The organism is Methylobacterium sp. WL12, from assembly GCF_008039475.1.
Taxonomy (GTDB): Bacteria; Pseudomonadota; Alphaproteobacteria; order Rhizobiales; family Beijerinckiaceae; genus Methylobacterium; species Methylobacterium cerastii.
The window spans coordinates 1-12,855 of the sequence record NZ_VRUW01000026.1 but is presented as its reverse complement, the minus strand read 5'-3'; the positions used below and the strand labels follow the sequence as shown (position 1 = coordinate 12,855).

Sequence of the window (12,855 nt, the reverse complement as noted above, 5' to 3'; positions counted from 1 at the left end):
ATTTAAGGTCAGATCGACCGATCACTGCACCTTGGCAAAGCTGACCGTCTGCACAGCACGGGTTGTGCGATCCTCGGGCCACGGGCCGGCCTCCATCGGAGCCTTGTTGCTGTAGATCATCGTGCCTTGGCCCTTCTTCAGGAGTACCTTACCGCGCTTGGTGGTGACTTCAACCTCACCATCGAGCACCAACACACCATAACCCCTGTCGATCTGGCCACCCCAGACGGTGGTACCGCGCACACCCAAAGTACCGACTGGGGTCTCTATGACGACGTTGCCGCCCGTCGGTCCTTCGACCTTTCCGCCCACGAACAAGAAGGCGCCTTGTGCAACCTTCACGCTCATCGCCCCGCCGAGATAGCCCGGCTTGTAGACGAACTCATCGACCGTCATGCGGCCCTTCTCGCCGAGCGTTAGCACGGTGCCGTCTTCGAGCTTGGCTTCCAGCCTTGCTCCGGGGCCGGTGCGCAGTTTGTCTTTGAACAGCAATGGGCCGGTCGGCGCCAAGGCACGCGTTTCGTGGCCCTGGCTTGCGGTCGCATCGGCCTGGACCTTTTCAATCGCGCCGATCGGTTCCGGAGCTGCGAGTGCCGGTAGTCCGGTCCCCACCATGGCAATTGTCAGGGGGACGATACAAAGTCGATTCATGAGCACACTCCGAGCGTGGTGGCAGTAACAAAGGGTTCAGGAAAACGAGCCGGTCTGGCGGCGCGTATCGAGACGCGTTCGGCGATCGGCGTCAGGGATCGCGCTCTTGGTCTCGGTCGAGACAGCCGGCTGAGGCGGAAGCTTGGCGATCTTCTCGACGACGGCAACAACGCTATGCTCGCCTCGCCAAACTTTCCTCACCTGAAAGATCAGGCTCCGCCCAACGATTTTCAGGACGAACACATCTGGAAGATCCAGTTCGTTTTGAACTCTAATCTTCATTGCAGAGTAAGAAACGTCTGTGACAGTACAAGGGCGATCGATACCGTCGGCAAGCCGAATAACCGCGATCCAGGAGATTTCGGCTTTCTCGTCTCGCGGTAGCTGAGGTTCGCTCATATGATCAGGCCCGAATTAGACCTAAACATCATAAAACAAATGGATTAATCAATCATCAATAAGACTGCCTGCTCGAAAACTGGAAATATCGACGCCTATTGTCGCGCCTTCGCGTTAGCGACTTATTGAGGCTGGCTAAGCAAAGCTGCCGGACCGCGACCAGTGGAGGGGTCCATGCCAGCCTTCGATTCGGCCGTTCCCCTCGGGCCGCTGACTACGCTGCTCCTGGTCATGGCTGCCAAGCATTACCTGATCGACTTCGTGGCGCAGACCGAGTGGATGGCCCGCGGCAAGGAGCGCGTTACGGGTTGGCAAGCGCCGCTCGTTGTTCATGCCGGCTCGCATGCGCTCGCCACCCTTGGCATCGCGCTGGTGTTCAAGCCGGCGCTCTGGTGGATCGCGCTCGTGGACTTCGTCGTTCATGGATTGATCGACCGCGGCAAGGCCGTGGCGTCGCATCGTACCCGCTTCGCGATGACCGATCCGCGGTTCTGGTGGCTTATGGGGTTCGACCAGTTCCTGCATCAGGTCACGAACGTCGCACTCGCGGTTCTTCTCGTCCTGGGCTGAAGGGCCGGTGTTCAGGCGGCCATGAGCGCATCGCACTCGCCGGCTCTGATGCGGCGTGCGTGCAGTGCGAGGATCGGATCGTTCGGATCGGCGGCGTGCAGGCTGAGCAGATCCTGCAGCGCGCCGGCATCGCCCGCAACCATCCGACCGAACGCGTCTAGATAGTTGGCCAGCGCCCCGGTCGGCTGCGTGACGGGTTCGAACACGTCGACGCCGACCGACTTGCCCTTCAGCAACAGCGTTCCGACGGGTCTGAAGACGTGTGTCGAGACGCGTTCGACGGTGGCGCGCGCGATACAGATCCGTGTCCCGAGGGTCTTGTTGGCCGCCTCGAGCCGTGCCGCGGTGTTGATGGCGTCTCCGTGAGCGGTGTAGTCGAAGCGCCGCGACCCGCCGAAATTTCCGACGACCGCCATCCCGGTGTTCACCCCAATGCGCGTGATGCCGAACGCGATCCCCGCTGCGCGCTGACGGAGCTTAAAGGCTTCCGCGAAGGCATCGAGCGCGAGTGCGCACCGTACGGCGCGCTCGGGGTGATCGGGTTGATCGAGAGGTGCGTTGAACATGACGTGCACCGCGTCGCCCACGATCTTATCGACCGTGCCGCCGTGCTCCATCGCGATCGAACACATCCCGTCGAGGTAGTCGTTCAACAGCTGCACGAGCGCCTCAGCACCCGCCGCCTCGGTCATCGCAGTGAACCCTTCGAGGTCGGTGAACAAGAACGTCATCTCGCGGGACTCGCCTCCGAGCTTGAGCCGGGCGGGATCGCTCGCGAGCGCGGCCACGAGGTCGGGCGAAAGGTAGTGCGTGAAGGCGGCGCGCAGCCGGCGCGACGCGCGCTCCGTGCCGGCATAGCGGACCAAGATGGCTCCAGCAAAGCCGACAGCGACCGAGAGGCTGGGCAGCGTCGGATCGAAAAGCAGGTCGGCGCGGGTGAACGCGGCCCACGCGACCAGGCTCGGAATCGCGAATGTCGACGCGGCCATCACGGCTGCTACGCCGAAAGGCGCGAGAGCGCCAGCAAACGCGACTGCGAGCCCAAAGAGTAGCGCTGCGCTACGCTCCGCCCCTGATGCCCAGACCGGGCGGACAAGATGCTTGCCGGTCAGAGCCTGTTCCAGGGCGATGGCGTGCAGATCGACGCCCGGCTCGAACGGGGTCATCGGTGTCGGCCGCAAGTCGGACAAGCCGACCGCGCTGGTGCCGACGAAGACGGCTGCCCCCTTCACCTCCTTGCGCAACTCGGCGCGGTGATCCGCGTCGAGAAGTCGCCAAGCCGAAACGGTCCGCGACGATCGTGGAGCGGGGAAGCGCAGTCGGAGCGACCCGTCGGCGTCGAGCGGGACGTCGATGTCGCCGACACGGACCGTGTACCCGGTCAGCGTCTCGCCGACGCGCTCGGCACGTACCTTGAACGTGTCTTCGTCCTGCAGCACACGCAACGCTTCTAGGGCGAGCGACGGCACCAAGCGATCGCCGACGAATGCGAGCATCGGCAAACGCCGGGTGATTTCGTCCGTGCCGGCCTTGATCGAAAAACTGCCGTGGCCGTCCGCCGCCGCGTCGAGCACAGGGACATTCACAACCGCACCCTTGAAGTGCGGGATCTGCTCGAAGTTGGCGGAGCCGATCACCGCGAAGGCCGCGACGCGTTTCGGAAGCCCGACACGCACATCGTCGATCGGCGCTAGACCCGCCACCACCCGCCCGCGCGCGAAGGCTTCAGCCAACAAGGCATCGTGGTTCGGCAGCGGGGATGGCATCGCCGAGGCTTGGAAGCCGAAACGCTGTGCCCATTCCGGGATGAGTCGCGACGGCGAGGTCCGATCGGGCTCCGCAAAGACCATATCCAAAGCGATGGCGCTGGCACCGAGATCCTGGAGCGCGGTCACAACGTCGGCGACGACGGTGCGCGGCCACGGCCATTGGCCATGTCGGGACAAGCTTTCCTCGTCGATATCCACCACGAGGACCGGTGCCGCGCTTGGGTCGCGCGGTGAGAGACGTTGCATTGTGTCGGCGGCGAAGTTTTCCAATCGCGCGAACGGTGCCGGCAGCCCCGAAGCAAGCATAAGGAGCACCACGATGGCGCCTGCCCCCACGAAGCAAGGAGTTGTCCATCGCTTGAGTGTTCGCGGCGCGCGGATGAGCGGTTTAGACATCGCCCTGCGGTCTCCCCATCCGGCTTCCGGAGACCATCGCAAGCCGACGCTGACAAGCTATTAAGAACGCGGATCGACACTGAAGAAGGCATCAGTTCTTTTGCTTGGCTTAATCATTTGTCCGCTACAGGATCTTAGACGGTAGAAACGGCCGTGCGGGGTGCCCGGTGGTGAACGCGCTGTACACGACACTCGACCGCAGGCTGGTGCCGGCAGGATCGCTCCTGTTCGCAGCCGGCCAGCCCGGGGATGCGGCTTACCTCATCATCAGTGGCCGGCTTGAGGTCTTCCTTGAGCGGCCGGATGGTGATCTTGTCTTGGCTCAACGTGGCCCGGGCGAGATCGTCGGCGAGATGGCCATTCTGGACAAGCGTCCACGTTCGGCTTCCGTGCGCGCGTTAGAAGACAGCGCCCTGGTCGCGATTACAGAGCAGCAGCTCGCACACCGCATCGCCGAGACCGATCCGATCCTCTGCATGTGCCTTGGTGTCGTGCTGGATCGATACCGCGAAACCGTTGCCTTGCTCGAACATATGAAGGGCTCAGCGCCCCCACCTGCCGAAGCCAAGTTGCATTCGCCGAGCGGACCCACCGCGAACGACGCGTTCACTTCCGCGCTGAACACACTCGTCCTCGAGCGTGAGATCCGCGATGGCGTGAGAGCTGGTCAATTCGAAATGCACTATCAGCCGATCGTTCGTCTCTCCTCCCGACGGCTGGCGGGGTTCGAGGCATTGATGCGCTGGCGTCATCCACACCGTGGAATGGTGCCACCGGTCGAATTTATCCCGGTTGCGGAAGCGTCCGGATTGATCAGCGAGCTCACCGCCTTCGCCCTCGCAGAAGCCGGGCGCGTGCTACCGGAGTTCATGCTGGCCGCGATGCGGAACGTGTCTTGGATCGAAAACCAACTGTTCATGAGCGTGAACGTGTCCGGTCACGATCTGGCAGCCGCCTCGTTTCCTCAACTGATTGCTGATCTCATCGCCCGGACCGGAATCGAACCCGATCGGCTCAAGATCGAAGTCACAGAAAGCATGCTGATGCGGGATCCAGAACGCGCAGCGGCAGCTTTGGCGGAATGCCGGCTGGCAGGCCTTGGGGTCGCCATCGATGATTTCGGGACAGGGTACTCCAGCTTGAGCTATCTGAGCACGCTTCCGATCACGACCCTCAAGATCGACCGAGCCTTCGTGCGCACCCTCCTGACTGATCGCACCAGTCGTCGTATCGTTCAGACCATCCTGCGCTTAGCCGACGATTTAGAGATCCCCGTTGTCGCAGAAGGGATCGAGCAGATAGAAGAAGCGGATCTGCTGACCGAGATGGGCTGCGCACTCGGCCAAGGCTATCTCTTCGGCAAGCCCATGCCGCTCGACTCGTCTATCGCGTTGACCCGCTGCTGGGCTGCTCTTGCTCCCGCGAAGTGGCGTGCGCAAATCTAATTCCTGAGTTATTTCTATTATGTGGACGATCAACCGCTCGCTCCTAAAACCGCAATACCAATAGACGGCGCTGGCAATGTTATCTAACTGAATTTAAAGTTATTATAGAAAATCTTATTATGCTGCTTATCGAACGCCAGCCTTATGTCCGTTCACGGGCAGCGCTGGCAGCAGTCTGAACGACAATGTTGGGTCGGCAGCAGAATGTCTGCTTCGGGCAGGCGTCAGAATTCCGATCATGGTGCATCTCAGGTGTTGGAAAAACCTGAGCACGATTGCCGAGGTAACCAATCAAAATTCCGGCGCTTCGCACAATTAGCTAACAATACGAAGCTGCTTTACAGCAGAGGCGGATCATGGCGAAGCCGATGAGACTGGCTCTTGCAGTCGTCCGCGCTGCCAGACCTCGATGATCCGGGTGCTATTCGCAATGTCCTCGGACGGGTCCGCGGAAAGGATGATGAAGTCGGCACGGCGTCCGGCTTCCAGCTGGCCGCGATCGCGGAGGCCGAGAAGGTCGGCAGCCTGCGACGTTGCTATGTTCAACGCTTCCATGGGCGTGAACCCGGCCTGCACCATCAACATCAACTCGCGGTGTTCCGCCACGCCCGGGACCCGCTCGGGCGCCGCGCCGCTGTCGGTCCCGAATCCGATCCGGACACCAGCGTCCTTCAAAACTCTCAGATTGGCAAGGTTCATGGCCAGGGAGTCGCGGGCGCCCTGCGCCTTGGTGCTCGAACGCGTGTCACGTTGCTAAACGGGGTCGTCGAACCGAGCCTTGAGGTCGTGCGAGAGTGCCGTCCTGACAAAGGGCGTCTGTGCCCAGGGCGGCGCATCGGCGTAGGCGAACGTCGCTTCGTCGAGGGCGAGTGTCGCGATGTACCAGGTGTGGCGAGCCTCAAGCAGCGTAACGAAGTCCGGATCGACCGGCTTGTCGCGGACGCCGTGCGCCAACACGTCGGCCCCGACCCGGACGACGGCACGCGCGTCTTCGAGGTCGTGGACATGCGCGGCGACCAGCAAGCCTAGGCGATGGGCCTCGTCGATCACAGCCGCGTAGACGGCCGGCTGCATCTTGGCCGGCACGGAGCCGCCGAAGTCGTCAACCCAGAGCTTTACCATGTCGGTGCCACGCTCCTTCATCGCGCGGACCGCGTCGCGGCCCTCTTCGGCGCTCGCTGGGCGAAAGAGCTGGTCCGAGCTCACACGGATCATCGCTTGCGGCGGTCCCCCATCCGGAACGCCGATGCCCCGATCGACGCCGAACAGGTCGGCGCCGGGAATGCGTCCGGCATGCGCCTCAGCACGGATCTCAGGCATGATCGCCCCATTGAGCCCAAGGGCCATAACCGTGGTGACGCCCCGAGCTGTGTAGGCTTTGAGTTGAGCGAGGATGTTCTCACGCGTGTAGTTCTGGGCGCCCACGTCGATGCCGTTCACGATGCCGACATGCGAGTGGTCGGAGATCAACCCCGGCATGATCGTGCGCCCATGCAGGTCCCGGATTTCGGCATCGGACGGCACAACGACGGTCGTGCGTGAACCCGCAGCGACAATGCGCTCGCCGTCGACGATCAGCACCGCGTCTTCGATCGGTTTAGACGATTGACCGTCGATCAGCCGGACCCCGGTGAAGGCGAGCGGTCTTGCGGCTGCATCGTCAACGCAGGACAAGCTCGTGGTAACGGCCAAGGCCGGCAGCAACGCATTCCATCGCATCGCATTATCCTCCCGGATCGATCACGGGACATTGCAGGTCGCTTTTGCTGGCGTACGACCTTGGATCCCGCGATAGGCTTTGTTCGTCGATCTGACGGGATGTCATCGGGTTTGTCGAGGCGTGCCGCTCGGTCCGCGCGCCTGGTCCATCACGACGAGCCCATGTGCGGGGGGGCCATGATGCAGCGGCGCGCAGTGCTATTCGGCATGGCAAGCCTCGCCACGATCCCACGCGCGCTGGCGCAGCAGACCGAGTCCGGGCTCCATCTGACTTTGGGGACGGCAACGCCGGGTGGTTCATTTCCGGCCTTTGGCCGAGCGCTGATTGCCGCCGTCCACGCTGTCGATCCGGGTTTGGCTGTCGATGCGAAGATCACGAAGGGCTCGACGGAGAACCTCACTTTGCTCAAAGCGGGCAAGCTCGACCTCGCCCTCGTGCAAGGTGAGTACGCCTACGAAGCACTGGCTGCACAGAGCGACGACGGCGATCGTTTATCGGTCGTGGCCCCCATCGACGCCTCGCCCGGCATGTTCGTCGTTCCAGCCGCCAGTCCGGTCCGAAGTGTCCACGATCTGCGCGGTCGTGCGGTGGCCCTCGGTACGCGCGGCTCGGGGTTCACGATCATGGGGCGGATCGTGCTTCAGGGTTCCGGCATCGATCCTGCGCGCGACATCACGCCGATCCTCCTCGACGATGCCGCCGACGGCGCCACTCAGGTTCTCGATGGTCGCGCCGCTGCGCTCTGGGGGGCGAGCCTTGGCTGGCCGGGCTTCAAAACTTTGGCGGAGGCCCCCGGAGGCGCCCGCTTCTTCGGCCCGGCGCCTGAGGCGATCCCGCAAATCCTGGCCCTTCGCGCCTCGATGCGTCCCCTGACGGTCCCGGCTGGCTCCTTCCGTGGGCAGGATGCCGAGATCGAGACCGTCGGCTCCTGGAGCTTCATCCTTGCCCGACCAGGCCTGGATGACATTGCCGTTGCCAGGCTCGTGCGGGCGATCGACCGCGGGCGGGAGACCTTGGCTCAAAACTATCTGCAGGGCCGCGAGAGCGATCCGCGAAACCTGGTCTCGAACGTGCCGGCAGGGTGGCTCCATCCGGCGACCGCCGCATATCTCCGAGAGGCCGGCGCGGCTCCGAAGTGATCACCGTACGACCGTTGCCGAGTTGCTGCATCCAGGGCCAAGCCGAAGCGGGGAGAGCCGCCTTTCGAACCGGTCTGTCCGCAAGGTAGCGCGAGATCAGCTGCGATCCGTACACCGCCGTCGCGGCGTTTGCGCCGATGCTCTCGACGTCACTGGCCGCTCCGCGATCGACCCGCACAAATCGCCGGAGACGATTTCTCGGCCAAGCGGGACGGGCGCCCCCGCCACGATCCCGTAGGTTCTCTGAGCCCCGACGCGATCCGTACGGCCGCCGGCATCGAGACGGCTGCGAAGTGGCTGGCGGGATCGCGCCGCGAAAAACAATGCGGCCCGAAGTTAAAGCCTGGTCGCTGGACGAACGCCGTCCGATGGCCCTCAATGGCACCAGACAAAGCGATCACGCCAGATATAAGATCGCTGGAGGAACCTGCATGCTGCGACGCCTTGCGGCCGTGGTCGCGATCGTTTTCGCCCTACCGGTCCATGCAGAGGAGCCACTACGCTTCGAGGTCGATCCGGCTTGGCCCAAACGCCTGCCGAACGACTGGATCATGGGGCAGGCCGCCGGCGTCGCCGTAGATGCGCAGGACAACGTCTGGGTCGTGCAGCGGCCACGGACGCTCACTGACGACGAGAAGGCCGCAAGCCTCGATCCGCCGCGGACCCGGTGCTGCAAGCCGGCACCGCCCGTCCTTGTCTTCGACCAGGCCGGCACGCTGCTGAAGTCCTGGGGCGGCCCAGGCCAGGGCTACGAATGGCCCACGAATGAGCATGGCATCCACATCGACCACAAGGGCTTCGTCTGGCTAGCAGGGAACGGCGACACCGACGGCCAGATCCTGAAGTTCACCCAGGACGGCCGGTTCGTCCTGCAGATCGGCAAATCGGGCGCGCAGACGGACAGCCAGGACGTCTCGCGCCTCGGCAAGCCTGCCGCAATGCAGGTCGATCCCGAGACCAACGAGCTTTACGTCGCGGACGGGTACTACAACCATCGCGTCATCGTGTTTGACGCCGAGACGGGCGCGTTCAAGCGGATGTGGGGTGCCTACGGCAAGCCGCCGACGGACGAGAAGCTCGGTCCCTACGATCCCGCGGCTGCGCCGGCAGCGCAGTTCCGCAATCCAGTCCACTGCGTTCAGATCGCCCGTGACGGGCTGGTCTATGTCTGTGACCGCACCAACAACCGCATCCAGGTCTTCCACAAGGACGGCAGCTTCGTGAAGGAGATGTTCGTCGAGCGCGGCACGCGGGCCAACGGCGCGGTGTGGGAGCTCGCGCTCTGGCCGGACGAGCGCGAGACCTACCTCATCAACGCCGACGGGGCGAACAACGAAGTCCGGACGCTCAGTCGCGACACCGGCGAGGTGCTCGGTCGCTTCGGGCGCAATGGCCGGCAGGCAGGCGACTTCCACTGGGTCCACAACCTTGCCGTGGACTCCAAGGGCAACGTGTTCACCACCGAGGTCGACACCGGCAAGCGCGCGCAGAAGTTCCTGTTCCGGGGCGACATGATTCTGCGCAAGCGAACGGTCGCACCGTGATGACCACGCCATGATGACCGCCGACTCGGATCCGAATACGCCGGCTGCGTGTTCCTGCTGCCTCCCGCGCCGCGGCTTCCTGCGCGGGCTCGCTGGCGGCAGCGTCGCTGCCCTGGCCGCGCAGTCCGGCTCTGCCGTGGCTCAGGGCGTCGTCGAGCGTGCACCCTACTCAGGCCTCGTGATCGATTGTCACGGGCACTACACGACCGAGCCGCCTGCGATGCTGACCTGGCGCAAGCGCCAGATCGACGCCATCAACGACCCTGCGCAATCGCCTGCACCCTCATCCCTGACCGTGAGCGACGACGAGGTGCGAGCGAGCGTGGCCGACCGGCAGGTCAAGCTCCAGACCGCGCGCGGCATCTCGCTGGCGCTGTTCTCGCCGCGGGCCGGCGGCATGGGCCATCACATCGGCAACGCCCGCACCAGCCGCGACTGGTCGATTGTGTCCAACGACATGATCCACCGCGTGGCGACGCTGATGCCGCGCAACTTCGTTGGCGTGTGCCAGCTGCCTCAGTCGCCGGGCGTCTCACCGAAGAATTGCACGGCCGAACTCGAGCGCTGCGTGCGTGAACTCGGCTTCGTCGGCTGCAACGTCAACCCGGACCCGTCGGGAGGCTATTGGACGGATCCGCCGCTGTCCGACCGGTTCTGGTATCCGCTTTGGGAGAAAATGGTCGAGCTCGACGTGCCGGGTATGGTCCATGTCAGCGCCTCGGCCAACCCCAACTTCCATGCGACCGGCGCCCACTACATGAACGGCGATACCACCGCCTTCATGCAGTTCGTGACATCGGACCTGTTCAAGGACTTTCCGACCCTGCGGCTGATCATTCCCCATGGCGGCGGCGCGGTGCCGTATCACTGGGGCCGCTACCGTGGACTCGCGCAGGACCTGAAGCGGCCTCCGATCTCGGAGCTGATGCGCAACGTCTTCTTCGACACCTGCGTCTACCATCAGCCCGGGATCGACCTGCTTCTGAAGGTCGTCCCGACCGACAACGTGCTGTTCGCCTCCGAGATGGTCGGCGCCGTCAACGGGATCGATCCCGAGACCGGCTACGCCTTCGACGACACCAAGCGTTACGTTGAGGCCGCCGCGATCTCAGACGCCGACCGCGCTAAGATCTTCGCGCGCAACGCGCTGCGGATCTATCCAAGGCTGGCAGGCCGACTGACCGCTGCAGGGGTAATGCCGTAGCAGGCATGCAAGGGTGAACCCTCGCGTAACGCCGCCAGTACTCCGGTTGAAGAGAACGCGACCCGGAGCGCCTCGATGCTACTGCCGCCGACGTCGGATTCGCCAAACTGTCCATCCATTTGAGCCGGGGCCGCGCTTAGGCGGGGATCAGCGAGCCGTCCCAGGCGAAGACGCCGCCGGTGTCGTCCGCACTGAGGCCATTCAGCACGCGCAGGAGATGCGCCGCACTCTCCTTGGGTGAGAAGACGCCGTCGGCCGTCGAGTCCGGCCGAAAGGGCCGCGACAGACCGGAGGCCACCGTGCCAGGATGTAAGCCCACGACGATCGCCTCCGGTCGGCTGCGGGCAACCTCGATCGCGAGCGTTCGCAGAATCTGGTTCAGCGCCGACTTCGAGGCGCGATAGGCGTACCAGCCGCCTAGTCGATTGTCGCCGATCGACCCGACCCGCGCCGACAAGGCCGCGAACACGCATCGCTCCCTTTGCGCCAGCAGGGGCACGAAATGCTTGGCGACGAGCGCAGGGCCGATCGTGTTGACTGAGAAGACAGTGGCCATCGCGGTGGGATCGAGCGCCCTGACCGTCTTCTCGGGCGAGATGCCTGTCCGGTGGAGAAGGCCGGTGGCGACGATGACCAGGCCGACCGGTCCGGCTTCGCCGACCCTGGCCGCCGCCGCCGCAACTGTCGCCTCGTCTGTCAGGTCGACCGGGAGAGTTCGGACGCCCTGCGGGACTGACGATTCCGAGCGGGAGAGCGCGAAGATCGGCGCGTAGGCTGCAGCCTCGGCGAGCGCGCGGATCAAGGCCCCGCCTATGCTGCCAGACGCACCGACGATGACCGCGCTGGTTGGGCACGAGGTGGTCAAAGCGTGACCTCCCTGTCGACGGCAGAGCCTCGGCGCCCTCGGTGAAAGATCAGACTAAGGTTGTTGGCCGGCATCGCGACGCGCTCGGTCAGATGCAAATCGTGCGCTCGGGCGGCTGCTACGACCGCCTCGATATCGCGGATCCCCCAGGAGGCATTCCTGGCGCGCAGGCTGTCGTCGAACGCGGCGTTGCTCGGAGCGGTGTGCGCGCCACCCTCCCGAAAAGGACCGTACAGGTAGAGCACACCACCCTCCGCGAGCGTCGCTTCCGCACCAGCCATCAGCCCGATGGTCGCGCCCCAGGGTGCAATGTGGATCATGTTGATCGCGACGACCGCGTGCACCCGCGTCACCGGCCACCGCTGACGGATCGCGTCGATCGCCAGCGGCGACCGGCTGTTCGCCAGCCCTGCGGCGTGAGCATGGGCGACGATGCTGCGACGGGCCGCTTCATCGGGATCGCTGGGCTGCCAAACGAGCGCGGGCAGCGCACGAGCGAAATGGACGGCGTGCTCGCCCGAGCCGCTCGCGATCTCAAGGACGAGGCCGCTGGGCGGGAGAACGCGCATGAGGACTTCAGCGATAAAGGCGGCGTTGCGGGCCGCGGCCGGCGAGAACAAGGCATCGAGCATAGAGCTCTTCTAAGAGCCCGTCCGATAAGGGGCTGAGGCAGGGTTGAGTGGCCGGGACGGCAGTGATTCCAAGAGGGTGCTGAAACCTGACCTGGATCTGCCATGTGGACCCCGACCACCCGGCGGCAGCATAGCCGTGCGGGCCTGCGCTATGAAACCGACCTGACAGATGCCGAGTGGGCAGTGATTGCACCTCTGATGCCGGAGCCGGCGCCATGTGGCCGCCCACCAGTCTGGACGACGCGGGAGGTCCTGAACGCCATCTTTTACGTGCTGCGCGGCGGCATCGCGTGGCGGCTGATCCCGAAGTGTTGATTTCCGCTGAGAGTTGACCCGGCGTTTTCGTTGAGAAGTGACCCAGGTTCAGGGGTTGATGTTTATCATTGGGTGGGTCTGGTCAACTCACGGTGCGGCTCCTTTTCGGCTTTCCGGCTGCGGCACTTGCCCTGAAGCGGAAGCTGTCGTTTCCGGTCTCTAGGATGTGGCAGTGGTGGGTGAGGCGATCGAGCAGCGCGGTAGTC

Annotated in this window: 13 protein-coding genes and 1 pseudogene; 7 read left to right on the top strand and 7 right to left on the bottom strand. The window is 64.2% G+C overall.

Annotated elements, in window-relative coordinates; all coding sequences use genetic code 11:
• Nucleotides 1-21: 21 nt before the first annotated feature.
• Nucleotides 22-615, bottom strand: coding sequence for a FecR family protein (locus FV226_RS12130; RefSeq protein WP_187278742.1), 594 nt, complete (start codon nt 613-615; stop codon nt 22-24).
• A 54-nt stretch (nt 616-669) separates the two neighbouring features.
• Between FV226_RS12130 and FV226_RS12125 the strand changes: the two genes are divergently transcribed.
• Nucleotides 670-1,035 carry a hypothetical protein gene (locus tag FV226_RS12125; protein WP_147763111.1) on the top strand — a complete coding sequence of 122 codons (366 nt, stop codon included), beginning with the start codon at nt 670-672 and terminating at the stop codon, nt 1,033-1,035.
• 189 nt (nt 1,036-1,224) lie between these two features.
• Nucleotides 1,225-1,620: a DUF3307 domain-containing protein gene (locus tag FV226_RS12120; RefSeq protein ID WP_147763110.1), complete on the top strand. Its 396-nt coding sequence runs from the start codon at nt 1,225-1,227 to the stop codon at nt 1,618-1,620.
• 11 nt (nt 1,621-1,631) lie between these two features.
• Here the strand turns inward: FV226_RS12120 and FV226_RS12115 are convergent, their stop codons facing one another.
• Complete coding sequence (locus FV226_RS12115; protein ID WP_147763109.1) at nt 1,632-3,785, bottom strand: adenylate/guanylate cyclase domain-containing protein; 2,154 nt, start codon at nt 3,783-3,785, stop codon at nt 1,632-1,634.
• Nucleotides 3,786-3,955: 170 nt separating this feature from the next.
• Here FV226_RS12115 and FV226_RS12110 point away from each other — a divergent pair, with 170 nt between their 5' ends.
• Nucleotides 3,956-5,230 (top strand): EAL domain-containing protein, encoded by a 1,275-nt coding sequence (locus FV226_RS12110; RefSeq protein ID WP_147763108.1) that lies wholly within the window; start codon nt 3,956-3,958, stop codon nt 5,228-5,230.
• A 354-nt stretch (nt 5,231-5,584) separates the two neighbouring features.
• Here the strand turns inward: FV226_RS12110 and FV226_RS28335 are convergent, their stop codons facing one another.
• Both FV226_RS28335 and FV226_RS12105 read right to left on the bottom strand, forming a co-directional pair.
• A complete protein-coding gene (locus FV226_RS28335) occupies nt 5,585-5,929 on the bottom strand; it encodes an amidohydrolase family protein (RefSeq protein ID WP_210246514.1) in 345 nt (114 codons plus the stop codon).
• 54 nt (nt 5,930-5,983) lie between these two features.
• On the bottom strand, nt 5,984-6,949 hold the full coding sequence (locus FV226_RS12105; RefSeq protein ID WP_210246513.1) for a hypothetical protein: 966 nt from the start codon (nt 6,947-6,949) through the stop codon (nt 5,984-5,986).
• Nucleotides 6,950-7,111: 162 nt separating this feature from the next.
• Between FV226_RS12105 and FV226_RS12100 the strand changes: the two genes are divergently transcribed.
• The 3 genes from FV226_RS12100 to FV226_RS12090 all read left to right on the top strand — a co-directional run bounded on the left by FV226_RS12100 (nt 7,112) and on the right by FV226_RS12090 (nt 10,837).
• Complete coding sequence (locus FV226_RS12100; protein ID WP_348644101.1) at nt 7,112-8,089, top strand: TAXI family TRAP transporter solute-binding subunit; 978 nt, start codon at nt 7,112-7,114, stop codon at nt 8,087-8,089.
• Between the two features lie 431 nt (nt 8,090-8,520).
• Entirely contained in the window at nt 8,521-9,633 is a 1,113-nt protein-coding gene (locus FV226_RS12095) for a hypothetical protein (RefSeq protein ID WP_147763150.1), read from the top strand.
• 13 nt (nt 9,634-9,646) lie between these two features.
• Nucleotides 9,647-10,837 (top strand): amidohydrolase family protein, encoded by a 1,191-nt coding sequence (locus tag FV226_RS12090; protein ID WP_147763149.1) that lies wholly within the window; start codon nt 9,647-9,649, stop codon nt 10,835-10,837.
• 136 nt (nt 10,838-10,973) lie between these two features.
• Here the strand turns inward: FV226_RS12090 and FV226_RS12085 are convergent, their stop codons facing one another.
• Together FV226_RS12085 and FV226_RS12080 are read right to left on the bottom strand one after the other, a co-directional pair.
• Nucleotides 10,974-11,702 carry an SDR family NAD(P)-dependent oxidoreductase gene (locus FV226_RS12085; RefSeq protein ID WP_147763107.1) on the bottom strand — a complete coding sequence of 243 codons (729 nt, stop codon included), beginning with the start codon at nt 11,700-11,702 and terminating at the stop codon, nt 10,974-10,976.
• Nucleotides 11,699-12,334, bottom strand: coding sequence for a DUF938 domain-containing protein (locus FV226_RS12080; RefSeq protein WP_147763106.1), 636 nt, complete (start codon nt 12,332-12,334; stop codon nt 11,699-11,701). Before FV226_RS12080 ends, FV226_RS12085 begins: the two co-directional genes overlap by 4 nt.
• Nucleotides 12,335-12,436: 102 nt before the next feature.
• On the opposite strand from FV226_RS12080, the pseudogene FV226_RS12075 reads away from it, so the two are divergent.
• A pseudogene (locus FV226_RS12075) lies at nt 12,437-12,643 on the top strand (transposase); the annotation flags it as partial.
• Between the two features lie 88 nt (nt 12,644-12,731).
• On the opposite strand, the gene FV226_RS28330 reads toward FV226_RS12075, so the two are convergent.
• The coding region (locus FV226_RS28330) for an ATP-binding protein (RefSeq protein ID WP_246691584.1) at nt 12,732-12,855 on the bottom strand (124 nt) is incomplete at its 5' end.

Coding starts and splice junctions, on each gene's coding strand:
- FV226_RS12130 (WP_187278742.1), bottom strand. CDS start 615: ATGGTGGGGACCGGACTACCGGCACTCGCAGCTCCGGAACCGATCGGC.
- FV226_RS12120 (WP_147763110.1), top strand. CDS start 1,225: ATGCCAGCCTTCGATTCGGCCGTTCCCCTCGGGCCGCTGACTACGCTG.
- FV226_RS12115 (WP_147763109.1), bottom strand. CDS start 3,785: ATGTCTAAACCGCTCATCCGCGCGCCGCGAACACTCAAGCGATGGACA.
- FV226_RS28335 (WP_210246514.1), bottom strand. CDS start 5,929: ATGAACCTTGCCAATCTGAGAGTTTTGAAGGACGCTGGTGTCCGGATC.
- FV226_RS12105 (WP_210246513.1), bottom strand. CDS start 6,949: ATGCGATGGAATGCGTTGCTGCCGGCCTTGGCCGTTACCACGAGCTTG.
- FV226_RS12100 (WP_348644101.1), top strand. CDS start 7,112: ATGTGCGGGGGGGCCATGATGCAGCGGCGCGCAGTGCTATTCGGCATG.
- FV226_RS12095 (WP_147763150.1), top strand. CDS start 8,521: ATGCTGCGACGCCTTGCGGCCGTGGTCGCGATCGTTTTCGCCCTACCG.
- FV226_RS12090 (WP_147763149.1), top strand. CDS start 9,647: ATGACCGCCGACTCGGATCCGAATACGCCGGCTGCGTGTTCCTGCTGC.
- FV226_RS12080 (WP_147763106.1), bottom strand. CDS start 12,334: ATGCTCGATGCCTTGTTCTCGCCGGCCGCGGCCCGCAACGCCGCCTTT.